This is a genomic window from Roseovarius amoyensis, assembly GCF_003260265.1.
Lineage (GTDB): Bacteria > Pseudomonadota > Alphaproteobacteria > Rhodobacterales > Rhodobacteraceae > Roseovarius > Roseovarius amoyensis.
In genome coordinates this window covers 104,300-128,500 of sequence record NZ_QITQ01000007.1, presented here as the reverse complement: position 1 = coordinate 128,500, position 24,201 = coordinate 104,300, and the positions used below count along the sequence as shown (strand labels likewise).

Annotated in this window: 23 protein-coding genes and 1 tRNA gene; 10 read left to right on the top strand and 14 right to left on the bottom strand. The window is 65.3% G+C overall.

Features of this window, described 5'->3' with window-relative positions:
• Window positions 1–37: 37 nt before the first annotated feature.
• From DL899_RS08475 to DL899_RS08455, 5 genes are read right to left on the bottom strand one after another with little or no spacing between them, the layout of a single operon-like run.
• Entirely contained in the window at window positions 38–1,210 is a 1,173-nt protein-coding gene (locus tag DL899_RS08475; RefSeq protein WP_111733799.1) for a molybdopterin molybdotransferase MoeA, read from the bottom strand.
• Window positions 1,207–1,683: a cyclic pyranopterin monophosphate synthase MoaC gene (moaC, locus tag DL899_RS08470; RefSeq protein ID WP_111733797.1), complete on the bottom strand. Its 477-nt coding sequence runs from the start codon at window positions 1,681–1,683 to the stop codon at window positions 1,207–1,209. Before moaC ends, DL899_RS08475 begins: the two co-directional genes overlap by 4 nt.
• The gene (gene trpC / locus DL899_RS08465; protein WP_111733795.1) at window positions 1,680–2,498 is read right to left on the bottom strand and encodes an indole-3-glycerol phosphate synthase TrpC; all 819 of its coding nucleotides are present in this window, start codon (window positions 2,496–2,498) and stop codon (window positions 1,680–1,682) included. The genes moaC and trpC overlap by 4 nt, the downstream gene beginning before the upstream one ends.
• Window positions 2,495–3,514 (bottom strand): anthranilate phosphoribosyltransferase, encoded by a 1,020-nt coding sequence (gene trpD, locus DL899_RS08460; RefSeq protein ID WP_111733793.1) that lies wholly within the window; start codon window positions 3,512–3,514, stop codon window positions 2,495–2,497. Before trpD ends, trpC begins: the two co-directional genes overlap by 4 nt.
• Entirely contained in the window at window positions 3,511–4,092 is a 582-nt protein-coding gene (locus DL899_RS08455; RefSeq protein ID WP_111733791.1) for an anthranilate synthase component II, read from the bottom strand. The genes trpD and DL899_RS08455 overlap by 4 nt, the downstream gene beginning before the upstream one ends.
• A gap of 135 nt (window positions 4,093–4,227) precedes the next feature.
• On the opposite strand from DL899_RS08455, the gene DL899_RS08450 reads away from it, so the two are divergent.
• Window positions 4,228–5,736, top strand: coding sequence for a divergent polysaccharide deacteylase family protein (locus tag DL899_RS08450; protein WP_239494649.1), 1,509 nt, complete (start codon window positions 4,228–4,230; stop codon window positions 5,734–5,736).
• Window positions 5,737–5,845: 109 nt separating this feature from the next.
• On the opposite strand, the gene trpE is transcribed toward DL899_RS08450, so the two are convergent.
• The 4 genes from trpE to fabI form a co-directional block, all read right to left on the bottom strand.
• Entirely contained in the window at window positions 5,846–7,360 is a 1,515-nt protein-coding gene (gene trpE, locus DL899_RS08445) for an anthranilate synthase component I (RefSeq protein ID WP_111733789.1), read from the bottom strand.
• A gap of 10 nt (window positions 7,361–7,370) precedes the next feature.
• Complete coding sequence (locus tag DL899_RS08440) at window positions 7,371–9,212, bottom strand: peptidyl-prolyl cis-trans isomerase (RefSeq protein WP_111733787.1); 1,842 nt, start codon at window positions 9,210–9,212, stop codon at window positions 7,371–7,373.
• Between the two features lie 124 nt (window positions 9,213–9,336).
• Window positions 9,337–9,834, bottom strand: coding sequence for a xanthine phosphoribosyltransferase (gene gpt / locus DL899_RS08435; RefSeq protein WP_111733785.1), 498 nt, complete (start codon window positions 9,832–9,834; stop codon window positions 9,337–9,339).
• 27 nt (window positions 9,835–9,861) lie between these two features.
• Window positions 9,862–10,668: an enoyl-ACP reductase FabI gene (gene fabI, locus DL899_RS08430; protein ID WP_111733783.1), complete on the bottom strand. Its 807-nt coding sequence runs from the start codon at window positions 10,666–10,668 to the stop codon at window positions 9,862–9,864.
• Window positions 10,669–10,829: 161 nt separating this feature from the next.
• Between fabI and pdxH the strand changes: the two genes are divergently transcribed.
• From pdxH to DL899_RS08395, 7 genes are all read left to right on the top strand, one after another.
• Window positions 10,830–11,432 (top strand): pyridoxamine 5'-phosphate oxidase, encoded by a 603-nt coding sequence (gene pdxH, locus DL899_RS08425; RefSeq protein WP_111733781.1) that lies wholly within the window; start codon window positions 10,830–10,832, stop codon window positions 11,430–11,432.
• Window positions 11,433–11,549: 117 nt separating this feature from the next.
• Window positions 11,550–12,083, top strand: a complete 534-nt coding sequence (locus DL899_RS08420; RefSeq protein ID WP_239494648.1) for a cold-shock protein — start codon at window positions 11,550–11,552, stop codon at window positions 12,081–12,083.
• Complete coding sequence (locus DL899_RS08415; RefSeq protein ID WP_239494647.1) at window positions 12,083–12,550, top strand: DUF192 domain-containing protein; 468 nt, start codon at window positions 12,083–12,085, stop codon at window positions 12,548–12,550. The genes DL899_RS08420 and DL899_RS08415 overlap by 1 nt, the downstream gene beginning before the upstream one ends.
• A 43-nt stretch (window positions 12,551–12,593) precedes the next feature.
• Window positions 12,594–12,670: transfer RNA gene (locus DL899_RS08410), tRNA-Pro, on the top strand.
• A gap of 463 nt (window positions 12,671–13,133) precedes the next feature.
• The gene (locus tag DL899_RS08405; RefSeq protein ID WP_111733776.1) at window positions 13,134–16,802 is read left to right on the top strand and encodes a vitamin B12-dependent ribonucleotide reductase; all 3,669 of its coding nucleotides are present in this window, start codon (window positions 13,134–13,136) and stop codon (window positions 16,800–16,802) included.
• A 13-nt stretch (window positions 16,803–16,815) separates the two neighbouring features.
• Complete coding sequence (locus DL899_RS08400) at window positions 16,816–17,418, top strand: hypothetical protein (protein WP_162685536.1); 603 nt, start codon at window positions 16,816–16,818, stop codon at window positions 17,416–17,418.
• 359 nt (window positions 17,419–17,777) lie between these two features.
• Window positions 17,778–18,536 (top strand): glycosyltransferase family 2 protein, encoded by a 759-nt coding sequence (locus tag DL899_RS08395; protein ID WP_111733772.1) that lies wholly within the window; start codon window positions 17,778–17,780, stop codon window positions 18,534–18,536.
• Window positions 18,537–18,540: 4 nt separating this feature from the next.
• On the opposite strand, the gene DL899_RS08390 is transcribed toward DL899_RS08395, so the two are convergent.
• The gene (locus DL899_RS08390; RefSeq protein ID WP_111733770.1) at window positions 18,541–19,257 is read right to left on the bottom strand and encodes a sulfotransferase family 2 domain-containing protein; all 717 of its coding nucleotides are present in this window, start codon (window positions 19,255–19,257) and stop codon (window positions 18,541–18,543) included.
• 334 nt (window positions 19,258–19,591) lie between these two features.
• Between DL899_RS08390 and DL899_RS08385 the strand changes: the two genes are divergently transcribed.
• Window positions 19,592–20,527, top strand: coding sequence for a glycosyltransferase (locus tag DL899_RS08385; RefSeq protein ID WP_162685535.1), 936 nt, complete (start codon window positions 19,592–19,594; stop codon window positions 20,525–20,527).
• A gap of 40 nt (window positions 20,528–20,567) precedes the next feature.
• On the opposite strand, the gene DL899_RS08380 is transcribed toward DL899_RS08385, so the two are convergent.
• Both DL899_RS08380 and rocF read right to left on the bottom strand, forming a co-directional pair.
• Window positions 20,568–21,623 carry an ornithine cyclodeaminase gene (locus DL899_RS08380; RefSeq protein ID WP_111733766.1) on the bottom strand — a complete coding sequence of 352 codons (1,056 nt, stop codon included), beginning with the start codon at window positions 21,621–21,623 and terminating at the stop codon, window positions 20,568–20,570.
• Window positions 21,620–22,567, bottom strand: coding sequence for an arginase (rocF, locus tag DL899_RS08375; RefSeq protein ID WP_111733765.1), 948 nt, complete (start codon window positions 22,565–22,567; stop codon window positions 21,620–21,622). The genes DL899_RS08380 and rocF overlap by 4 nt, the downstream gene beginning before the upstream one ends.
• Before the next feature lie 121 nt (window positions 22,568–22,688).
• On the opposite strand from rocF, the gene DL899_RS08370 reads away from it, so the two are divergent.
• Window positions 22,689–23,117 carry an Lrp/AsnC family transcriptional regulator gene (locus tag DL899_RS08370; RefSeq protein ID WP_111733763.1) on the top strand — a complete coding sequence of 143 codons (429 nt, stop codon included), beginning with the start codon at window positions 22,689–22,691 and terminating at the stop codon, window positions 23,115–23,117.
• Window positions 23,118–23,132: 15 nt separating this feature from the next.
• Here the strand turns inward: DL899_RS08370 and DL899_RS08365 are convergent, their stop codons facing one another.
• Complete coding sequence (locus tag DL899_RS08365) at window positions 23,133–23,600, bottom strand: disulfide bond formation protein B (RefSeq protein WP_111733761.1); 468 nt, start codon at window positions 23,598–23,600, stop codon at window positions 23,133–23,135.
• Window positions 23,597–24,175, bottom strand: coding sequence for a YqaA family protein (locus tag DL899_RS08360; protein ID WP_111733884.1), 579 nt, complete (start codon window positions 24,173–24,175; stop codon window positions 23,597–23,599). Before DL899_RS08360 ends, DL899_RS08365 begins: the two co-directional genes overlap by 4 nt.
• Window positions 24,176–24,201: the final 26 nt, after the last annotated feature.

The window sequence follows — 24,201 nt, the reverse complement described above, 5'->3', positions numbered from 1 at the left end:
TTTTGTGTCAACTCTGACCGTACGGGCGGCTGATACGCTAGAGTGGGATATACGCCACCTCTGTGCCGGTTTCGTGCCTGTCGTCGCCGGGCGGGCGCACCAATAGCGCGTTCGCCGTGGACAGCACCGACAAGAGCGAACTGTCCTGCCGGTCGCCTGCTGTAATGGCGCCGTTTTCGACGCGCGCACGCATGTAGTGTTCGCGCGGGCCGTTCTCGGGCAACTCATGTGCCAGTGTCGCCCGCAGGCGCGGGGCGGGGGCCGCGCCCAGCCCCAGCATCGTCCGCAGCATCGGCACCAGGAACACATGCCCGCAGACGATGGCTGATACCGGGTTGCCCGGCAGACCGACCATCGGCACCCCGTCCATGCGCCCGGCCATCAGCGGCTTTCCGGGCCGCATCGCCACCTTGTAGAAGGACTGTTCCATCCCGCGCGCGGCGGCAACCTTGCCCACCAGGTCATGATCGCCCACCGAGGCACCACCGATGGTCACCACCAGGTCAGCGCCCTCCGCCAGGTCAAAGGCGGCGTGGATCGCGGCGTCGGTGTCGCCGGCAATGGGCAGGATGCGCGCCTCGGCCCCGGTGGCGTCGATCAGTGCCTTGAGGCCAAAGGTATTGGAGGCAATGATCTGGTCGGGGCCGGGGTTGTCGCCGGGCATCACCAGCTCGTCGCCGGTGGAAATCAGCGCCACCCGCGGCTTGCGCGTCACCGATAGTTCGCCCAGGTTCATCGCCGCCATCAGCGCGATGTCCGACGGCCCCAACAGGCGCGGCGCGGCGATAGACGCCCCGGCGGCGAAATCGGCGCCCATCGGGCGGATATGCGCGCTGTCGCCGATGGTGTCGGTCAGCGTGATACGGTCGCCCTCGCGGATCACGTCCTCTTGCATCACCACGCGGTCGGCGCCCCCGGGCACGGGCGCGCCGGTAAAGATGCGTACCGTCTGTCCGGCGCCGACGCTGCCGGCATACCGGTGGCCTGCGGCGGATTCGCCGATCACGTCAAAGGCGGCGCCGGGCCGGGCCTCGGCCGCGCGCAGCGCGTAGCCATCCATCGCCGAGGCGTCAAAGGGGGGCTGGTCGCGCCGCGCCACCGCGTCCCGGGCCATCACCCGGCCGGCGGCGGCGGTCAGCGGAACGGTCTCGGGCTCCAGCGGCCGGACCAGTGCGAACAGCTTTGACAGCGCCTCTTCAACGGTGATCATGTTGCCTCGTAACGTCCTGATTTTCCGCCATCTTTCAGCGTCACGCGGATGCCGCCGATCTGCATAGCCCGATCCACCGCCTTGAGCATGTCATAGACCGTAAGCGCGGCGGTGCTGACGGCACTCAGCGCCTCCATCTCGACGCCGGTTCGGCCGGTGGTCTTGACCGTGGCGGTGATGCGCACGCCGGGCAGGTCGGCATCTGGCGTCAGATCCAGCGCAACCTTGGCGATGGGCAGGGGATGGCACAGCGGTATCAGGTCGGCCGTGCGTTTGGCGCCCATGATCCCGGCCAGCCGCGCGACACCCAGGACGTCACCCTTTTTCGCCCGGCCTTCTGCCATGATTTCAAAGGTTTCCGGCGCCATCTTGACCCAGCCTTCGGCGCTGGCGATGCGCTTGGTCTGGGCCTTGGCGCTGACATCGACCATATGCGCATGGCCGTGTTCGTCGAAATGGGTCAGCCCGCTCACAAAAGCCCCCGCGTCACCGCCGAGCCCGCCAGTATGGCGCGGGTCGCTGCCGTCACGTCGTCTTGCCGCATCAGGGCCTCGCCGATCAAGAAGCAGCGCGCGCCATAGCGCGCCAGGTCGGCCAGATCGTCAGGCGTCGACATCCCGCTTTCGCACACGATGGTGCGCCCGGCGGGCACCAGCCTGGTCAGCCGGCGCGAGACGTCGAGCGAGGTCTCGAACGTGTCGAGGTCGCGGTTGTTGATGCCGATCAGCGGCGATTTCAACAGCGCGGCGCGCTCCAGCTCGGCCTCGGTGTGGACCTCCAGCAGCGCGTCCATCCCCCACCGTTCGGCGGCGTCTTCCAGTTCGGCCGCCTGGCTGTCATCGACCGCGGCCATGATGATCAGGATGCAATCGGCCCCCAGCGCGCGGGCCTCGGCAACCTGGTAGGGATCGTACATGAAATCCTTGCGCAATACCGGCAGGTTACACGCCGCCCTTGCCATGGTCAGGTATTCCGGCGCGCCCTGGAAACTGGGCGTGTCGGTCAGCACCGACAGGCAGGCGGCGCCGCCTGCCTCGTAGGCCTTTGCCAGGGCCTCGGGGTCGAAATCGGCGCGGATCAGCCCTTTCGACGGGCTGGCCTTTTTGATCTCGGCGATCAGGCCGTAGCCTTGTTTGCTGGCCTGCAACAGCGCCTCGGCAAAGGGGCGCACCGCCGGCGCTGCGCCGGCCCGGGTCTCGATATCGGCCTGGCTGACGGCCTCCTTGGCGGCGGCGATCTCTTTCAGCTTGTAGGCCTTGATCTTTTCCAGAATTGTGGGTGTTGTCATGCCACCTCCGTTGTCACTTTGGCCAATGCCTTGATCTTGGCGCGTGCAGCGCCGCTGTCGAGGCTCTCTCGCGCCATCTCGACCCCCTGGCGCAGGTCAGTGGCCCGCCCGGCCACGACCAGCGCCGCGGCGGCGTTCAGCAGCACGGCGTCACGATAGGCGCCCCCGGCCCCTTCGAGCAGGGCGCGAAAGGCGCGGCCGTTTTCCTCTGGCGTGCCGCCGAGAATGGCCTTGAAGGGATGAACCGGCAGGCCGGCATCCTCTGGCGAAATCTCGGCCTCGCGCAGGCTGCCGTCCTCCTCAAGCGCGACAACCCAGCTTGGCCCCGCGATGCTGAGCTCGTCGGTGCCGTCGCTGCCATGCACCAGCCAGGCGCGTTCAGACCCGAGCGCGGCCAGCGTTTCGGCCATCGGGCGAATGAGGTCGCGCGAAAACGCGCCGGTAAGCTGCCGCTTGACGCCAGCGGGGTTGGTCAGCGGGCCCAGGATGTTGAAGATGGTGCGCGTGCCCAGCTCGGCCCGCACCGGGCCGACATGGGCCATCGCGGGGTGATGCATGGGCGCCATCATGAAGGCGATACCAGTAGATTTCAGAGCCTTTTCAACCACTTCAGGCCCAACCATAACGTTTATGCCAAGTTGCGTCAGCGCGTCCGCCGCCCCCGATTTCGAGCTGAGGTTGCGGTTGCCGTGCTTGGCCACAGGCACCCCGGCGCCGGCCACGACAAAGGCGGCGGCGGTCGAGATGTTGAGCGTGCCCTTGCCGTCGCCGCCGGTGCCGACGATGTCGATTGCGCCCTCGGGCGCGGCGACCTTGTGGCACTTGGCCCGCATCACCGACGCGGCGGCGGCGTATTCGTCCACAGTCTCGCCCCGGGTGCGCAGGGCCATCAGGAATCCGCCGGTCTGGGCCGGCGTTGCCTCGCCCTCGAACAGGCAGGTAAAGGCGGTCTCGGCCTCCTCGCGGGTCAGGGGGCGGTCGGCGGCGATGCCGATGAGGGACCGGATATCGCTCATGCTGGTACCTTCGTCGTCTCTAGGAAATTCTTCAACAGCGCATGCCCGTGTTCCGAGGCAATTGATTCGGGGTGGAACTGGATGCCGTGGATCGGCAGGTCGCGGTGCTGCAGCCCCATGATGGTGCCATCCTCCAGTTCCGCCGTGATTTCAAGCTCTTGCGGGCAAGAGCTGCGCTCGACCACCAGCGAATGATAGCGCGTCGCCGCAAAGGGTGACGGCAGGCCGGCAAAGACTCCCTTGCCGGTGTGGTGGATGCTGCCCATCTTGCCGTGCACGATCTCGGAATGGCGCACCACGCGCCCGCCGAATGCCTGGCCGATGGTCTGGTGCCCCAGGCACACGCCCAAAAGCGGCACGCGCGTTTCCGCCGCCGCATGGGTCAACGCCAGGCAGATGCCGGCGCGGTCTGGGTCGCAGGGACCGGGCGACAGCACGATACCTGCAGGCCGCATCGCCATGGCCGCCTGCACGTCGATTGCGTCATTGCGGCGCACCTCGACCCCGGCCCCCAACTCACCCAGGTAATGGACAAGGTTGTAGGTGAAACTGTCATAGTTATCTATCAGGAGCAGCATTGCGCATCCCCATGCGGTTTGGGCGCCGGACGTCGGGTCCGGCCCCCCTGTGACGGACCCTACTTGTTCAGGGTTGCAAGGCAGCGTCAAGGGGCGCAAAGGTAGGAGAAAGGCAAAAAGCAGAGGGCAGAGACGGTGCGACTGGGTTATCTGGGCGGTTTTCTGACCGGGGCGGTGCTGTCGGCGGCGGCGCTTGGTGCGGTTTCGGTGTTGAGCGGGATTGCGACAGACGGCCCCCCCCGTGCGGCCAGTCCCGAAGTGCCGGCCGGGTCGCAGTTCAACCAGTCGCGCGAGGACCGCGAGGCGACGTTGCCCGCCCCCGACGACACGCCCGAGCCCGAGGGTGCGCCGGTGGTGGCCGCGCCCGAGCCCGACGACCTGAGCCCGCTTGCCGATGCAGATACCGCCCCCGCCGCGCCGCCGGTGACCGGCGATGTCGAGGCGTCGCTCAGCGCGCCGCAGGCCGATGGCGATGCGGCCGGCGTGGCCTTTGGCGGCGACGAGCCGGTGCTGCCCAGCCCGCAGGCCCTGCCGCCCGAAGAGCCGCGCGACGAGGACGGCCCGTCAGTGGCGGCCGAGCCCGCCGAACAGCCGGCGGTGACTGAGGCACCTGACCCTGTCGAACCCGCGGTCCCCGTGGTTCCGGCCGCCCCGGCCGAAGAGGCAGACGAACTTTCGATCTCGGCCGAACCGGTGCAGCCCCCGCAGCCCGAGGTCGAGGCCGACAGCGGCCTTTTCGGCGATGACCGGGCAGGGGCGCAGAGCCCCCCCGAGGACATGACCGAGAAGGCAGACCCAGCCGCCGATGAACCGATGAGCGAAGAACCCGCCGCCGAGGCCGCTGTTGAAGATGAGGCGCCCTCGGGCACCATCGGCAACCTGGCCGAGGGCGTGACCATCGGGCGTCTGCCCGCGGTGACTGACGCGCCCCCGGCTGAGGCCGAGGCCGTCGATCCGGTCGCGACAGAGGCGCTGGAACGCTTTGCCGTGCCCTTTGACAACCCCGAAAACAAGCCGCTGATGGCGATCGTTCTGATTGACGATGGCGAGAGCCCGATCAGTTTCGAGGCGCTGGCGGATTTTCCCTATCCGATCAGCTATGCCATTGATGCGGGCTGGTCCGGTGCGGCCGAGGCGGCGAAAAACTATCGCGCCGCCGGGCTGGAGGTGATGGCGTTGATCGATCTGCCCGAAGGTTTCGATGCCCGCGACACCGAGGTGGCGATGCAAAGCTACCTGCGCGCCGTGCCCCAGACGGTGGCGGTGATGGAAGGGGTCGGCACCGGCCTGCAATCCAGCCGCGAGGCGGCGATGCAGCTTGTCCCGATCCTGCAGGATGGCGGGCTGGGGCTGGTGCTGTTTTCCGAGGGGCTGGACACGACCCGCAAGCTGATCGCGCGCGAGGGGGTGCCGGTGGCGCCGGTGTTCCGTGATTTCGACGCCGAGGGACAGAATGCGCGGGTGATCCGGCGGTTCCTTGATCAGGCGGCGTTCCGCGCGTCGCAGGAAGAGGGCGGCGTTGTCATGGTCGGGCGCCTGCGCGCCGAGACCGTCAGCGCGCTGCTGCTCTGGGGCCTTCAGGACCGGGCCGGCAGCGTCGCGCTGGCGCCGATTTCGGCAGTGCTGAAAGAGAGCGTGAACTGAGAGCCGCGTAGGCCGGGATTCAGCCCGGCAACCTGCTTTAACGCCGGGCTGAAGCCCGGCCTACGCCCGGCCCGCCTTTGCACATTCGGGTCAAACGCGGGGCCTTGTCCTAGCCCTCGTTGTCGTCACCGGCAAAGCGGGCGGCGTCGGCCGCGGCGCGGCGGATGGCGTTGGATTTGTGCATCGTCTCCATGTATTCCGCCTCGGGGTCGCTGTCATAGACGACGCCGCCGCCGGCCTGGATATAGAGCTTTTGATCCTTTACCACTGCGGTGCGCAGGGCGATGCAGATATCCATGTCGCCGCCCGAGCTGAAATAACCCACGCCGCCGCCATAGACGCCGCGCTTTTCCGGCTCCAGCTCGTCGATGATTTCCATCGCGCGCACCTTGGGCGCGCCTGACACCGTGCCGGCGGGCAGCCCGGCCAGCAGCGCCGACAGGGCGTCTTGGCCCTCTGCCAGCTCGCCCACCACGTTCGACACGATGTGCATGACGTGTGAATAGCGCTCGATGATGAATTTCTCGGTTGGGCGCACGGTGCCGATGCGGGCCACGCGGCCCACGTCGTTGCGACCAAGATCCAGCAGCATCAAGTGCTCGGCGCGTTCCTTGGGGTCGGCCAGCAGGTCGGCCTCAAAGGCGCGGTCCTCGTCGGAGGTGGCGCCGCGCGGGCGGGTGCCGGCGATGGGGCGGATGGTGATCTGCCCGTCCATCACCCGCACCAGGATCTCGGGGCTGGCGCCGACCACCTGGAAGCCGCCGAAATTGAAATAGAACATGAAGGGCGACGGGTTGGTGCGCCGCAGGCTGCGGTAAAGCGCAAAGGGCGGCTGGCGAAAGTCTTGCGTCCAGCGCTGGCTGGGCACCACCTGGAAAATGTCGCCGGCGCGGATGTATTCCTTGGCCCGCTCTACCGCGTCCTTGTAGCCCTCGTGGGTAAAGTTCGAAACCGGCGGCGCGTCCTCGTGCGGCTCGCCCAGGCTGCGGCTGACGCGCGGCAGCGCCCGGTCGAGGTCGCGCACCGCGTCCATCACCCGTTCGGCCGCCTGGGCATAGGCCGCCCGCGCCGACAGGCCCGATCCGGCCCAGGCCGGCGCCACCACGATCACGTCGCCCTTGACCCCGTCCAGTACCGCCACCACCGAGGGGCGCATCATCACCGCGTCGGGCAGACCCAGCGGGTCGGGGTTGACGTCGGGCAGGTGTTCGACCAGCCGGATCATGTCATAGCCCAGATAGCCGAACAGCCCGGCGCTGGCCGCGGGCAAGTCGGCGGGCAGGTCGATCCGGCTCTCGTCGATGAGCGCGCGCAGGTTGCTCAGCGGGTCGCCCGGCTGTTCCTCGAATGTGTCGCCGTCGAAACGCGCCTGACGGTTGATGCGGCTGGTCTGGCCGTGGCACTGCCAGATCAGGTCGGGTTTCATGCCGATGATCGAATAGCGCCCGCGTACCTCGCCGCCGGTGACCGATTCCAGCACAAAGGCGTCGCGCGCCGCGCCCGTGAGCTTGAGCATCAGCGAAACCGGCGTGTCGAGATCGGCGGCAAGCCGGGCAAAGACAACCTGGTTCTGTCCGGCCTCAAAACCCTTGGCGAAGCTTTCGAAATCTGGGGTCAGTTCCACGGTTTGCGTCCTAGCGGAAATTCGCGTGCACGGCGTTGAGCGCGGATTGGTCCAGCTCGATCCCGGCGCGGGTGCGGATGTCGTTGGCCAGCACCTGGAAAAGGTCCTGCGCCAGCCCCGAGGCCGCCTGCTGACGCAAGAGACCCTGCAATTGTTGCAGGTCGGGGTCTTCGGGGTCGGGGTCGTGCACGGCGTCCAGCCGGACGACGAACAGCCGCCCCGCGTTTCCGATCACGGCCACCTTGCCGGGGTCGAGCGCGAACACCTCGTCGATCATCGAGGATGGTGCCCCGGCGACATAGCTGCGCCGGGTCAGGCTCTGGCTGTCGTCCTCGGTCAGCTCGGCATCCTCAAAGCTGGCGCCGCTTTCCAGCTTGGCCACTGCCGGCGCGACCTGTTTTTCAAGCTCTTCCACCAGCTTTTCGGCACTCCATGCGGCAGTGACCTCCTCGCGCACGGCGTCGAGCGGCTGCAGCTCCGGCGCGATCACCTCGTCAAGGCGCATGGCGAAAATGCCGCCATCGTCCAGGGTGATGACCTCGGGATAGTCGCCATCGGTCAACTCGGTGGCGGCGGCGCGGAACGCCTCGAACGCGGCGATGCCGTCGGTGACGCCCGGGTGCCAGTCGATGCTGCCCAGTTCCATCTCGGTTTCCTGGGCCAGATCCTCGATCGTGGCGCCGCCGGCCAGCAGGTCGTCAGTGGCATCGATGCGGCCTTCGACCATCCGTCGGGCGCGGCCCGCGGCCAGTTCGGCACGCAGGTCCGGCAGGGCCTCTTCAAAGGTGGTGGTCTGTGCCGCAAGTCGGGCATCGACGCGGAACAGTGCAGGCCCGACAGAGCTGGGCAGGGGCCCGACAACATCGCCAACCTCTGCGGCGAACACCGCCTCGGCCGCGTCGCCCAACTCCTCGCGCGTCACATCGCCCAGGTCGGTGTCGGACAACTCGAGCCCGCGCTCGGCGACAAGCGCCTCAAAATCCGCCTCGCCGCTGGTGATACGGGCAAGGGCAGCCTCGGCCGCGGCCGTGTCGGCAAAGGCCAGGCGTTCGACCAGGCGGCGTTCGGGGCGGTTGTATTCGTCAGTACGCGCCTCATAGGCATCGCGGAGGGCGTCTTCGTCCACCTCGACGCTGTCCAGCAGCATGTCGGGGCTGAGCCAGGCATAGGTGATGCGCTTGCGTTCGGGCAGGGTGTAACGCTCGGCGTGCTCCTGGTGATAGGCGACCAGGTCGGCCTCTTCGGGCACGGGCAGGCCGGTGGTCAGGTCGCTGCGGTCCAACACCGTCCAGGTGACCTCGCGCCGCTGGCCCAGATAGTCTGTCAGGGCTTTCATGTAGCCATCGGGCATCTGCACCCCGGCCACCACCGCCGCCTGCAGAAAGCCGCGCGCGGCCTCGGCGCGGATATCCTCTTCGAACTTGGTTTCGCTCAGCCCGGCCTGGTCGAGACCATAGCGGTACGCCTCACGGTCGAACTTGCCGTCAACGCCCTGAAACTGCGGCATCGAAACGATCTCATCATGCAGTGTTTCGTCGCCGACAGACAGCCCGATGCGGCTGGTCTCATAGTCGAATGCCGCCGAGGCGATCAGCCGGGTCAGCACCGCGTCGGTCACGCCCATCTGCTGGGCCTCGGCAAAGCTGAGCGCGCTGCCGCGTTCCGCCTCGATGGCGCGGATTTCCTGTTGCAGCGCACGGGCATAATCGTCGACGTCGATCTGCTGGTCGCCGACGGACCCGACAGAACGGGCCGTACCCGACAGGTTGGTCACGCCGAACCCGCCGAGACCGAGGATGAGCAAGGCCAGAAGAATCCAGGCCATGGTGTTCGAGATGCCTTTGGCTGCCATGTCGTCCCCTGTCAGGCGAAAATGCACTGTTTTGCGGTATCTACGCGTTCACTGGCGGGGGGGCAAGAGGCGGGCAGGGGGATGTTTCCGGTCGGCTGGCTGCCGGCCTCACCGGCCCGGGCGTTCAGGTGCCGCGATAGGGCTCGACATATTGCAGGGCCATGTCCCAGGGAAAGAATATCCAGGTGTCCTGGCTGACCTCGGTGACAAAGGTGTCGACCATGCCGCGGCCCTTGGGTTTGGCATAGACGGTGGCAACGCGCGCCTTGGGCATCACCTTGCGTACCACTTCCAGCGTGCGGCCGGTATCGACCAGGTCATCGACGATCAGCACCCCGGCGCCGTCGCCCACCACGTCCATGTCGGGCGACTTGATGATATGCGCCGCGCTTTGGGTCTGGTGGTCGTAGGACTTGACGCTGATCGTATCGACGGTGCGGATATCCAGTTCGCGCGCGACGATCATCGCCGGGGCCATGCCGCCGCGGGTGATGGCCACCACGGCGCGCCAGCCGCCATCGGGCGTTTCGGCCTGCAGCCGCCAGGCCAGCGCGCGGGCGTCGCGGTGCAGTTGGTCCCAGCTGACGTGAAAGCCCCGCTCATGCGGCAGGCGGTCGTTCATCTCGGATGGCTTGGGGCTCACGGCAGGTCAGCTCTTGTCGATGTCGGGGGCGTCGACCGCCTTCATCCCGACGACGTGATAGCCGGCATCGACATGCAGAACCTCGCCGGTGGTGCCGCTGCCCAGGTCGGACAGCAGGAAGAGCGCGGCGCGGCCCACATCCTCGGTCGTCACGTTGCGCCGCAGGGGCGAGTTCAGCTCGTTCCATTTCAGGATATAGCGGAAATCGCCGATACCCGAGGCGGCCAGCGTCTTGATCGGCCCGGCGGAGATGGCGTTGACGCGGATGCCGTCACGGCCCAGATCCTCGGCCATGTACATTACCGAGGCCTCGAGCGCGGCCTTGGCGATGCCCATGACGTTGTAATGCGGCATCACCTGCTCGGCGCCGTAATAAGTGAGCGTCAGCATCGACCCGCCCGGCTGCATCATCTTTTCCGCCCGCTGCGCCACGGCGGTGAAGGAATAGACTGAAACGTCCATGGTATTGAGGAAATTGTCGCGGCTGGTGTCGATGTAGCGCCCGCGCAGCTCGTTCTTGTCGGAAAAGCCGATGGCGTGAACGATGAAGTCCAGCCCGTCCCAGACCTCTCCCAGCGCGGCGAATGCGGCGTCGATCGAGTCCGGGTCGGACACGTCGCAATCAAACAGGCGGGTCACGCCCAGTTGCGCCGCCAGCGGCTCGACCCGTTTGCGGAACGCGTCGCCCATATAGGTGAATGCCAGTTCGGCCCCGGCATCGGCACAGGCCTTGGCGATCCCCCAGGCGATCGACTTGTCGTTGGCAAGACCCATGATGAGTCCGCGCTTGCCTGCCATCAGCGTGTTCGCCATGTTCTGCCCTCGAGCCCTTGCCAGTGTGTTATTCCTTTAGGTGATCGCCGGACCGGCATCAAGAGCATGGCGCCGATGCGCCGATGGCCGGTTTTGACCCTTGTGCCTGCGGGCGCGTGAGCGTAGCAGGCTGAATCGTGTTGCAGCAGATGAGGCCCGGAATGGAACGCAGCGGGATCTTTTCGGGGGATGATCCATTTCAGATCGCCCGTGACTGGCTGGCCGAGGCAGAGGCGAGCGAGATCAACGACCCCAACGCCGTGGCTCTGGCGACGGTCGATGACGGCGGGATGCCGAATGTGCGCATGGTGCTGCTCAAGGACATCACCGATGCCGGGTTCTGGTTCTACACCAATTACGACAGCGCCAAGGGGCGGGAAATCGCGGCGTGCCCCAAGGCAGCGATGGTGCTGCACTGGAAATCAATGCGCCGTCAGCTGCGCGTGCGCGGCGAGGTGGTGCGCGAGGACGGGCCCGAGGCCGACGCCTATTACGCATCGCGGTCTCTGAAAAGTCGCCTTGGGGCCTGGGCGTCGCGGCAGTCGCAGCCGCTGGAATCACGCGCGAAACTGATGGCCGAGGTGGCAAGGGTGACGTCGCGTAAGGGACCTAACCCGCCACGCCCACCTTTCTGGGGCGGCTTTCGTATCGTTCCGTTCGAAATCGAGTTCTGGGCGGACGGTGCATTCCGGCTGCATGACCGCTTCGTCTGGCGCAGGCAAGCCGTTGAATCGGCTTGGAAAGTCCAGCGATTGAGCCCCTGAGGTCTTTCGCTGCCCGGAAACGGGCATTCGTGATCTGCGGATTGTTTCTTGCGAAACAGGCTGCGTGTCATTCTAATGGCAGGACGGTTCCTGCGTAAATTATGGGGATCAGGCATTTTGGCCAAGCCTACGCAAGGCACAGAACGCATCCGGGGACGGGTGAAATGGTTCGACCCCACCAAGGGATTCGGCTTTGTCGTCTCTGACGAGGGCGGGCCGGACATCTTGTTGCATGCCAATGTTCTGCGCAATTTCGGACAAAGCTCGATCGCCGACGGCGCTGTTGCCGAGATCGATGTGCAGCGGACCGAACGCGGCGTGCAGGCTGTCCTGGTGCATGCCATCGAGCCGCCGGAGGCTGATGCGCTGTCGGGGCTGGCCGACCTGGAAGACATCGACCCCGAGGCGATACGCGCCGCGCCGCTTGAACCCGCGCGCGTGAAATGGTTCGACAAGGCCAAGGGATTCGGCTTTGCCAACACCTTTGGCTGCGAACAGGACGTGTTCATCCATATCGAGGTTCTGCGTCGCTCGGGCATGGCCGATCTGCAACCCGGAGAGGCGCTGGCGATCCGGGTGATCGACGGCAAGAGGGGCCGTATGGCGACGGAGGTCTGTGCATGGGAAGTTGCGGTCAAGCATTCAGGATAATGGTGCTGGTGCTCGGGCTTGGGTTCGGGTTCACGCTGGGGGTAGGGCCGGCACTGGCAGAGGCGGCTTGTACCGACACCACGGTGCAACTGCGCGGCGCCTGGGGCGAGGCGCGTTTCACGGTCGAGGTGGCCGATGACGATGCCGAACGCGCCCGGGGACTGATGCACCGCGAAAGCCTGCCGCGCAGCGCCGGCATGCTGTTCGTCTATGAACGCCCGCACAGGGCGGGGTTCTGGATGAAGAACACGCTCATCCCGCTCGACATCCTGTTTGCCGACTCGGCCGGTGTGGTAAAGCGGGTCGCGCCGATGGCCGAACCGCTGAGCGAGAGATTGATTCTGGGTGGCAACGGCATCCAGTACGTTCTGGAAATAAATGGCGGCCTGGCTGAGGCGATGGGAATCATCAAAGGCACCGAGCTGCGCCACCCCGCGATCGGGCCGGATGCCGCCTGGCCCTGTTAACCCTTTTCAAGCCCGCCGAACGCGGCTAGATACGACCCCGGTTCGGGGCGTGGCGCAGTCTGGTAGCGCACCTGTTTTGGGTACAGGGGGTCGTGAGTTCGAATCTCGCCGCCCCGACCATTTCATCAACACGATATATCGTCCCGCGTGAGCGGGGGATGCGGGGGCGCAACCGCTGGAAACTGTCGCACGATCGCAACAGCTGGTGTGGTGCGGCGGAGGTTTCCCCAAAACCTTGTGTTTCCGGTAACAACGCGGCCGTCTTTCACCCCCTGCGGCAGGCCGGGGAATCGGACGCGCGCGGTGGTCCGCAGGTCAACCGAAAAATTTTGGGAATATCTGGAAAATACCGTTGACCGATGGGCGGTGTATACGTCAGTTTGTGTGAGCGGGCCGGATCACCACAATATATGGTGGCCAGGTCCCGGGCAGGGACAGACCTCCAAGAATACCCGGCACGACAATGTCGGGCCATTTTCCGCACCGGATAACCGGGCAGCGGGCGGGTCGGTCGTGTCTGTTCGGTTCCGGCAAAGGCCCGCCACGGTCAGAGACGCGCTGAAAAGAATGGGGCAGCCAAAAAATGAAGATCGAACGCAGATTCACCACGGCAGGGCAGGACGCCTATGCGGGCATCGAATTCGTCACCACCAGTTCCGAGATTCGCAATCCCGACGGCACGACCGTCTTTCGGCTGGATGAGGTCGAGGTGCCCGCGAGCTGGAGCCAGGTTGCCAGCGACGTCATCGCGCAGAAATATTTCCGCAAGGCCGGCGTGCCGGTGAAACTGAAGAAGGTGCGCGAAAAGGGCGTGCCGGACTTCCTGTGGCGCTCCGTCCCGGCAAGCAAGGACACCGTCGCCGCCGGCGAGACCTCGGCCCGGCAGGTGTTCGACCGGATGGCGGGCGCCTGGGCCTATTGGGGCTGGAAGGGCGGCTATTTCACCACCGAAGAGGACGCGCGCGCCTATTTCGACGAAATGCGCCACATGCTGGCCCGCCAGATGGCCGCGCCCAACAGCCCGCAATGGTTCAACACCGGCCTGCACTGGGCCTATGGCATCGACGGCCCCAGCCAGGGACACTATTACGTCGATCACGAATCCGGCGAACTGGTGCGCTCGACCTCGGCCTATGAGCATCCCCAGCCGCACGCCTGTTTCATCCAGTCGGTGGCCGACGACCTTGTCGGCGACGGCGGCATCATGGACCTGTGGGTGCGCGAGGCGCGCCTGTTCAAGTACGGATCGGGTACCGGCACGAACTTTTCCTCCCTGCGTGCCGAAGGGGAGGCCCTGTCGGGCGGCGGCAAGTCGAGCGGCCTGATGGGGTTTCTCAAGATCGGCGACCGTGCCGCCGGCGCCATCAAGTCGGGCGGCACCACGCGCCGCGCCGCCAAGATGGTGATCTGCGACGCCGATCACCCCGATATCGAGGAATTCGTCAACTGGAAGGTGCGTGAGGAACAGAAGGTGGCGAGCATCGTCGCCGGCTCCAAGATGCACGAACGCCGGCTCAACGACATCTTCGGCGCCATTCGCGCCTGGGACGGCACGGCCGAGGATGCCGCCGACCCGACGGTGAACCCGTCGCTCAAATCCGCGATCCGCGCCGCCAAAAAGGACGCGATCCCCGAGACCTATATCAAGCGCGTGCTGGATTACGCCCGCCAGGGCTATGACAGCATCGAGTTTCCGACCTATGACACCGACTGGGACAGCGAAGCCTATTCCACCGTATCGGGCCAGAACTCGAACAACTCGATCCGGGTCACGGACGCCTTTTTGCGGGCGGTCGAGGCCGATGACGACTGGGCGCTGATCAACCGTACCGACGGCACCACCGCCAAGACGATCAAGGCCCGCGACCTGTGGGAACAGGTCGGGCACGCGGCATGGTCCTGCGCCGATCCGGGCATCCAGTTCCACGACACCGTCAACGCCTGGCACACCTGCCCCGAAGACGGCGCAATCCGCGGCTCGAACCCGTGTTCGGAATACATGTTCCTCGACGATACCGCCTGCAATCTGGCGTCGATGAACCTGCTGGCCTTTTTCCGCGATGGGGCCTTCGACGCCGAGGCCTATATTCACGCCACCCGGCTGTGGACGGTGACACTGGAAATCTCGGTGCTGATGGCGCAGTTCCCGTCCAAGGAAATCGCACGCAATTCCTATGACACCCGCACGCTGGGGCTGGGATATGCCAATATCGGCGGCCTCTTGATGAACATGGGGCTGGGCTACGACTCGGATGAGGGCCGTGCACTGTGCGGCGCGCTGAGCGCGATCATGACCGGTGTGGCCTATGCCACCTCGGCCGAGATGGCGGGCGAGCTGGGACCGTTCCCTGCCTATGAGCGCAACCGCGACCACATGCTGCGGGTGATCCGCAACCACCGTACCGCCGCACAGGGGCGCACGGACGGGTACGAGGGGCTGGCGATCCCGCCTGTGCCGCTCGATCACGCCAACTGCCCCGATGCGCGTCTTGTCGACCTGGCGATGGCCAGCTGGGACGAGGCGGTCGCCCTTGGCGAAAAGCACGGTTTCCGCAACGCGCAGGCCACGGTCATCGCGCCCACCGGCACTATCGGTCTGGTGATGGACTGCGACACCACCGGGATCGAGCCCGATTTCGCCCTGGTCAAGTTCAAGAAGCTGGCCGGCGGCGGCTACTTCAAGATCATCAACCAGTCGGTTCCCGCGGCGCTGAAAAAGCTGGGTTACAGCCCCGAACAGATCGCCGAGATCGCGACCTATGCCGAGGGCAGCGGCAGCCTGGCCGGGGCGCCGGCGATCAACCACACGACGCTGGCGGGCCACGGCTTTGGCGCGGCCGAGCTGGAAAAGCTCGAGGCGGCGGTGGCGCAGGCCTTTGATATCCGGTTCGTCTTCAACCAGTGGACGCTGGGCGAGCCGTTCTGCCGCGAGGTGCTGGGCATCCCGGTCGAACGTCTGAACGACCCGACCTTCGACCTGCTGGAGCATCTCGGCTTTACCAAGGCCGATGTCGAGGCCGCTAATGACCATGTCTGCGGGACCATGACGCTGGAAGGCGCGCCGCACCTGCGCACCGAACATTACCACGTGTTCGACTGCGCCAACCCCTGCGGCAAGAAGGGGCGGCGGTTCCTGTCGGTCAATTCGCATATCGACATGATGGCAGCAGCGCAGAGCTTTATCTCCGGCGCGATCTCGAAAACCATCAACATGCCCAACGACGCCAGCATCGAGGATTGCCAGGCCGCGTATGAACGCAGCTGGCGCAAGGGGGTCAAGGCGAACGCGCTTTATCGTGACGGATCCAAGCTCAGCCAGCCGCTGGCCGCCAGCCTGGTCGAGGATGACGACGACGCCGCCGAGACGCTGGAAACCGGCACGCCGCAGGAACGCGCGCAGGTCCTGGCCGAAAAGATCGTCGAAAAGATCGTGATCAAGGAGGTGATCAAGCACCAGCGCGACAAGATGCCCGAGCGGCGCAAGGGCTATACCCAAAAGGCGATCGTCGGCGGCCACAAGGTGTATCTGCGCACCGGCGAATATGCCGATGGCAGCCTGGGCGAGATATTCATCGACATGCACAAGGAAGGCGCCGGTTTCCGCGCGATGATGAACAACTTTGCCATCGCCGTGTCCGTCGGGCTGCAATACGGTGTGCCGCTTGAGGAATTCGTCGACGCCTTCACCTTTACCAAGTTTGAACCGGCGGGAATGGTGCAGGGCAACGATTCGATCAAGAACGCCACTTCGATCCTCGACTACATCTTCCGCGAACTGGCGGTCAGTTACCTGGATCGGACCGACCTGGCCCATGTCAAACCCGAGGGCGCCAGCTTTGACGATCTTGGCCGTGGCGAAGAGGACGGTCTCGGCAACCTGACCGAGATCGGCGAGGATGCCGCCAGCCGCTCGCTCGAGGTGCTCAAGCAGATCAGCTCGACCGGGTATCTGCGCAAGCGTCTGCCGCAGGAACTGGTGGTGCTGAATGGCGGTCAGAACCGGGGCGCCGTGGCGATGGGCGGTGTGACCGGGGGCGAAGTGGCGATGCAGGCGGTGGCGGCCGAGACCGCGACGCTGAGCACCGCCGCCGGCAGCGTGACCGCCAGCAGCGTGACCGTGACCGCCGCCACCAAGGCGCGGATGCAGGGCTATGAGGGCGAGGCCTGCAACGATTGCGGAAACTACACGCTGGTGCGCAACGGCACCTGCATGAAGTGCAACACCTGCGGTTCGACCAGCGGGTGTAGCTGAGGGGGGGCGCGCTATGAAGCGGAAAGAGCATCTTACCATTTCTAGGGCCGCTGAAATATATGCGGAGATGGTCTCGTGCCGCCGTCAACTGTATGGAGATCAGGAATTCTTCAAGGCAACAGAATTTTGGGAAGAGCTTTTCCGCGTCGATGACTTGTGGACGAAACGCACCTACCGAAATCCAAAAGAATACAAGCTTAAGGCATCTGTGGTCGCGTTTGAGCTTCGAGTAATGATGACTGTTGATGAGCTTCTCTGGGAGAAGGCAGTGCGTGGAGGTTGGATGGAGAACTTCGTACTTGCACACGAACTTGGCCACATTGCACTGCGACACCATGAAAAAGATGCGATAACAAAACACTTCCAAGTATTTCGAGGCTCAAGCGGTTTGGCAAATATTCCGCCGACCTTGGAAGAAGAAGAGGCTAACTACGCAGCAGTATTCCTGCAGTGTGGCGTTGCCTTGGAAGACCCGCGTTGGGGACCCGTGGAATTGGCTCGTCGTGCCTTTTCGGATCCGTTGTACGTTAAGAAAGCCCAAGCGGCGGTGAAACTAGAGGCTTTTCAAAACCACTTGAAGCGACCGAAGCCCAAATACATGAGAGTGGTGCTCTGATGAGTGGTTTTGAAGTAACAAGAAACTACACGCTGGTGCGCAACGGCACCTGCATGAAGTGCAACACCTGCGGTTCGACCAGCGGGTGTAGCTGAGACAAGGAATCGTGCCCCGCAAAAGGGCGCGCAGGGGTGGCAGGGCCGTGGCCGACCGGCCCGCACCCCGCCGAATACCGGGGGTGACACCCCCAAAGCCACACGGGGCGGGTGCGCTCGCCCCCTGACGGCGCTCAGGCCGCAGGCGAGACAACCGAGCGGTATCTTTTAACCGAGCCTGAGCGGCGAAACTCGTCATCGGGGGGCCATGTGCCCCCCGTTTTTTTGTTGCGAAACCCGCCGGGCCGGGGCACAGACCCGGGCATGAGCGACCGTCCCGCCATAAGCGTCTGCATTCCCGCCTATGACATGGGCGGGCAGGGCGGGCATTTCCTGTCCCTTTCGCTGGAGCGGCTGGCGACGCAGGATTTCACCGATTTCGAGGTCGTGGTCTCGGACCAGTCCGACACGACCGGCGTGGCCGAGGCCTGCGCCGCCTTTGAGGGCCGCCTCGACATCCGCCGCGTGGACAATCGTGCCGGCAAGCGGCAGGGCTCTGCCAATTCCAACAACGCGATGCGTCATGCGCGCGGGCGCATCCTGAAGATACTTTTTCAGGATGATTTCCTGTGTGATGACAGTGCCTTGCGGCAGGTCTTTGACACGCTCCAGCCGCCGGATCACAAATGGGTGCTGATGGGCTCGGCCGTCACCCGCGACGGCGAGGTGCTGGAACGGCCGATGGTGCCGCATTGGCACGATCAGATCCGCTATGGCCGCAACACCATTTCAAGCCCCTCGGTTCTGGCGCTGGAAGCCGGGCACAACATCTGGTTTGACGAAAACCTTATCTGGCTGATGGACGCCGACATGTACCAAAGCTGCCACGCCGCCTTTGGTGCGCCGGCAATCCTGCCCGACACGCTGCTCGCCAATCGCCTGCACGAGGGACAGGTCAGCGCCAGTGTATCCCGCAAACTGCGCCGGCATGAACTGCTATATACCGCGCGCAAGGGGGGGCTGATCCGCAAGCGCGGCGATCTGGGGGCGTTTCTCTACCAGTACCTCAAGGCGCTGGGCTAGGGGGTTATCCCCGTCTGAACAGCCGCTTCAGCAGGGGTTTCTTTGGGCTTGGAAGGGGGCGTGCAGGCCCGTCTCCGATCGTGTCCTTGCAGGCATAACCAAAACGTTCAAAGTCCCGCGCATAGACGCGGGCGATCAGGTCGAGTGTTTCATCAGAAAGCGGGGTCTGCCCGGCGGCGTAGTTATCGCCGCCCTGGCTCTTGTTCTGGTGCGCCAGGTCGCGCGGGCCATCCTGATTTCCCGCCAACTCGTCAAGGTAAGCGACGATCGGCTGCAGGCCGTCCTCCAACCGGAACACCGTCGCATGTTCGGGGATCAGCTCGCTTGCCGGGCGAAGGTGATTGTCATAGCGGAAAGGAGTTTCTTCCCGTCCATCAACCCAGTCCCTGAACCAATCGTTAATGTCCATTCCTTCGGGCACTGTCCGCTCGTACAGGCGCTGGTATTCGTAGTCGCTTCGTAGCCGAGAGACGGGGTGCCGGACGACGCCGAAACTCGACCTGATCCAGTCGGGGGGGACAAGACGGGTCACTGACTGCCAGTCCGCATGCTGGGGCGAAGACCGGGTCCAGCGCTGAGGCTCCGGCTTTTGCATATACTGCATGTCCACAAAGCCAAGCTGCCCGAAACGATCCTTCAGATAGCTTTCGACTGACGTGCCCGCACATTTGGGCACATGGGCGAAATAATGAAGGTGGCCGTTGATGCGGAATAGGGGCATGGAATCCAACTACCAGCGCAGTAAGGCTTGGTAAAGTGTCGTTTCCTGCGCGGTGTGGCCGGTCGGCCCCCACCCACGATCAGGCCACCTGCCTTTTGAAACTAAATCCATTTGCCCGTCCTGATGCTGTGCCTGATGGCGCGGCCCAGCGCTCGGGAATTCAAGGTCGTTGCCGCTGCTTTGTTTCCGCAGTAAGGACTAGTCAGGCGACGAAACGGGGTACAAGTGGTTAACAGACTCGGGCTAAGCTGGCAGACGTCTTTTTCCGCTGTGCTCTCGTCCTGTCAGAGCGCCACAAACCCTGAGCAAGCACAGGCTGCAGGAAGCTAACGCCGTGTCGGACCGTCCTGATTGCAGCCTGCTGGTGCTGACCTACAACCAAGCGGCTTTCGTGGCTGACGCAATCGATGCCGCGCTGGCGCAGATCGGTGTGGTCGCCGAGATCATCGTTTCCGACGATGCCTCTGACGACGCCACGTTCGACATCGCGCAGGACAGGCTGGCGGACTATGCTGGCCCACACCGGGTGGTGCTGAACCGCAACGAGGTCAACATGGGCGTTATCGCGCACACCAACAAGGTGGTGGCGATGGCAAGCACCGACATTCTGATCCCGTGCTATGGTGACGATATCGCCTTTCCGACCCGCGCCGCGCGCATTGTCGAAACCTTCGCCCGCCACGCGCCGCTGCTGACCCATTCCCATGCCGTGGCCATAGACGAGAGCGGCATGCAAGTGCCCTCAGGCTATGGCAGGGCGGCGTTTTTCACCAGCACCGATCCGCTGGCGGTGGCGACGTCGCGGGCGCATTACCTGGGCGCCTCGGGGGCGTGGCACAGGGCGCTTTTTGACAAGTACGGCCCGATCCGCAGCCCGCTGGTTTACGACGATCACATCCTGGGATTTCGTGCCGCGCTCGAAGGGCGGGTGCGGCTGATCGACGAGCCGCTGCTTTATTACCGCGAGGGCATCGGCATCTCGAACCTGCGGCGCGCCGATCAGAGCCGCGCCGCCAATCGCGCGCGGCGGCTGAAGATCCTGCGCCAGGCGGTGGCAATCTATGAAGAGCGGGCGCAGGACGCGCGCCGCTTCGGACTGACCGAGGGGGACGCGGTGCTGCGTGCGCTGGAAGAGGCGCGTTTTCGCGCCGCCGCGCGGCTGGCCTGGCACGAGGACCGAGGCGCGCTGTTGCGCCACGTCGCACGCCGCCCCGGCGCCGGGTTGGTGGCGCTCGCAGGTGAGGCGCTGCGCAACCTTCGCAACCGATAGCGCCCGGGTCAGGCCCTGGGCGCGGGGCGGATCCGCGTAATCAGCCCGTTCCCGCCCGCATCAGCATTCCAAAAAGGTCGCGCGGGTCGTCCGGGTCGGCCAGCAGGTCGAGATCGAAATCGAACCCTGTGCCGCCGATATGGTCGCGCACATAGCGCAGGGCGCTGAAATCCTCGATCGCGAAACCGACGCTGTCGAAAAGCGTGATCTGACGCGCATCCGTGCGCCCCGGCGCGGTGCCGTTCATCACCTGCCAAAGCTCCGTCACCGGGTGGTCGGGCGGCAATTGCTGGATCTCACCCTCGATCCGGGTCTGTTCGGGATATTCGACAAAGATCGAGGCGCGGCGCAGCACACCGGGCGCCAGTTCCGTCTTGCCGGGGCAGTCGCCGCCGATGGCGTTGATGTGCACGCCCGGGCCGACCATGTTGTCGGTCAGGATGGTCGCGTATTGCTTGTCGGCGGTGCAGGTGGTGATGATCTGCGCGCCCTCCATCGCCGCCTCGGCGCTGTTGCAGGCCGTCACGTTCAGCCCGGTCCCCGCCAGATTGCGCGCCGCCTTGGCCACCGCGCCCGGGTCGATGTCGTACAGGCGCACCGAGGTGATGCCCGCCAGCGCCTTCATCGCCAGGCTCTGGAATTCCGACTGCGCGCCGGCGCCAATCATTGCCATGGTGTCGGCGCCTTTCGGGGCCAGGTAGCGCGTGACAAGGCCCGAGGTGGCCGCCGTGCGCATCGCCGTCAGCACCGTCATCTCGCTCAGCAGTACCGGATAACCGCTGCGCACATCCGCCAGCAGGCCGAAGGCGGTGACCGTCTGCAACCCCTCGCTGGTGTTCTTCGGGTGGCCGTTGACGTATTTGAAACCGTAAACCTCGCCATCCGAGGTCGGCATCAGCTCGATCACGCCTTCGGTTGAATGGCTGGCGATGCGCGGGGTCTTGTCGAACAGCTCCCACCGCTTGAAATCGGCCTTGATATAGCCCGCCAGTCCCTTCAGCATCGCCTCGATGCCGATATGGTGGATGAGACGCATCATGTTCTCGACGCTGACAAAGGGCACCAGCGCCTTTTCCGAGGGTGGAATCGGGGTCATGTGACGCTCCTTTCATGGGAAAACGCCTGTGTCGGGCGGTCAAAGACGCGCCGCCCCAGCGCCGAGGCCGCAAGATCGACCATCACCTGCGCGGTGCGGCCGCGATCATCGAGAAAGGGGTTCAGTTCGACCAGGTCGAGCGACGTCATCAGCCCGCTGTCGCAGATCATCTCCATCACCAGATGCGCCTCGCGGATGGTGGCGCCGCCGGGTACGGTGGTGTCCACCGCCGGCGCGAATGACGGGTCGAGGAAATCGACATCAAGGCTGACATGCAGCGCCCCGCCCGCGCGCGCGACATCGTCGAGGAACGCCGCCAGCGGCCGGGCGATGCCGCCCTCGTCGATCATGCGCATGTCGACATGGCGGATGGCGCTTTGCTGCAGCGCCTCGCGTTCGGGCCGGTCGACCGAGCGCAGGCCGAGGATGCAGATATCCTGTTCGGCGACCGGGTGCGTGACCGTCGGAAAGCCGTAAAAGCCCGCGCGCCCGGTGACATAGCCCAGGGGCGTGCCGTGCAGGTTGCCCGAGGCGGTGCTTTGCGGGGTGTGAAAATCGCTGTGCGCATCGAGCCACAGCACGAATTGCCGCCGCCCGCACCCCGCCGCATGGCGTGCGGCCCCGGCGACCGTGCCCAGCGACAGGCTGTGATCGCCGCCCAGGAAGATCGGCAAGCCCTCGTCCAGCGCCGCCACGGCCGCGTCCATCAGCGCCTCTGTCCAGCCGATGGTCTCGGCCGGGGCGTGGATATGGGCGGGCAGGGCGGCCGGTGTGCTGCCCGGGCGGGGCGACAGGTTGCCCGCGTCGCGTGGGGTGTGGCCCAGCCCCGTCAGCGCCGGCACGATCCCGGCCACGCGCAGCGCGTCGGGCCCCATCAGGCAGCCGGCCCGCGCCTTGCCGCTGTCGACCGGCGCGCCGATCAGGATGCAGGTGGTGTCTTTCATCTCTGGCTCGTTCCCCAATCCCCGGATGGTGCAAGGATGGCTCCGAAACGGGTTGATCTGAAGCGGCTGTTTTGCTCTGATCGGGGGCAATATGCGCAAAACGAAGCCTGGGAGTTTCGGAATGGACGACATCGACCGGCGGCTGATTTCTGCGCTCAGGCACGATGCGCGCGCCTCTCTGTCCGATCTGGCGGTCGAACTGGGGGTTTCGCGCACCACCGTGCGCGGACGGATCGAGCGCCTGCGCCGGTCGGGCGAGATCGTGGGCTTTACCGTGGTGCTGCGCGGCGACGTGGCCGACGACCCGGTGCGCGGGCTGATGATGATCGGGATCGAGGGGCGCGGCACCGACCGCATCCTGCGCCAGCTTTCGGGCCTGAGCGCGGTGCGCGCAATTCACAGCACCAACGGCCGCTGGGATCTGATCGTCGAGATCGGCACCCCCACGCTGGAGGATTTTGACGACGTGCTGGCGCGCATCCGCCGCTTTGACGGGGTGACCACGTCAGAGACCAACCTGCTGCTGCGCACGCGCAAGGCGTCGCGCTGAGCCGGGCGGGTAAGGTCAGCCCGCCTTGCGCGCCGCCATCACCCAGACCGCTGCCAGCGCCACCGACAACACCATGTTCCAGCCGGCCATCGACAGGCCCAGCATCTGCCAGGGGATCTCATCGCAGCGCACGACGGGCGCGGCCATGATCTGTTCAAAGAGGGCATCAGCGGACAGGTTGCCCGGCTGTGCCGAGCTGCACGTTGCCGGGCCCAGCCACCAGCCCTGTTCGACGCCCATGTGATAAAGCCCCAGCGCGCCAGAGCAGAGTGCCACCAGTGCCCCCGCCAGCGGCAGCACGCGCCCCGGTAGCATCAGCGCCAGAACCCCGATCACCACCGCCACGGCATGTGGCCAGCGCTGCCACAGGCACAGCTTGCACGGCGCAAGCCCGCCAAGGTGCTGAAACCCGAAGGCCCCCAGCAACAGCACCGCCGAACCGCCGGCGGCGATCAGGACCAGGGATGTGTGCGTAAGCCTCATATATGCTTGACCAGGTAGAACCCGCCAAACAGCAGGATGATGAACAAGAGCGCCATCAGCCCCAGCCGGCGTTCGATAAAGTCCCGAACCGGCGCGCCGAATTTCCACAGCAGCGCCGCGACCAGGAAAAAGCGAATGCCCCGCGCCAGCACCGAGGTCGCCATGAATGTTGCCAGCGGCATGCCGGTCCAGCCCGACATGATGGTGATGACCTTGTAGGGAAAGGGCGTGACCCCCGCGGTCAGTACGGCCCAGAACCCGAAATCGTTGAACCGGGTGCTGAAGGCCTGCATCGCGTCGGCCTTGCCCAGTGTCTCCAGTATGGGGCGGCCAAGCTGTTCATAGGCCAGCGCGCCGATGGCATAGCCCAGCAGCCCGCCCAGCACCGAGGCCACCAGCGACACGGTCGCGATGATCCATGCCTTGCGCGGATTGGCCAGGATCATCGGGATCATCAGCACATCCGGCGGGATCGGGAAAACCGAGCTTTCGATGAACGAAACCGCCGCCAGCCACCACAGCGCCTGCGGGTGATCGGCCAGGCGAATGGTCAGATCGTAGAGCCGTCTGAGCATGGTGATGGTCCTGTCGCGGTTTTCCC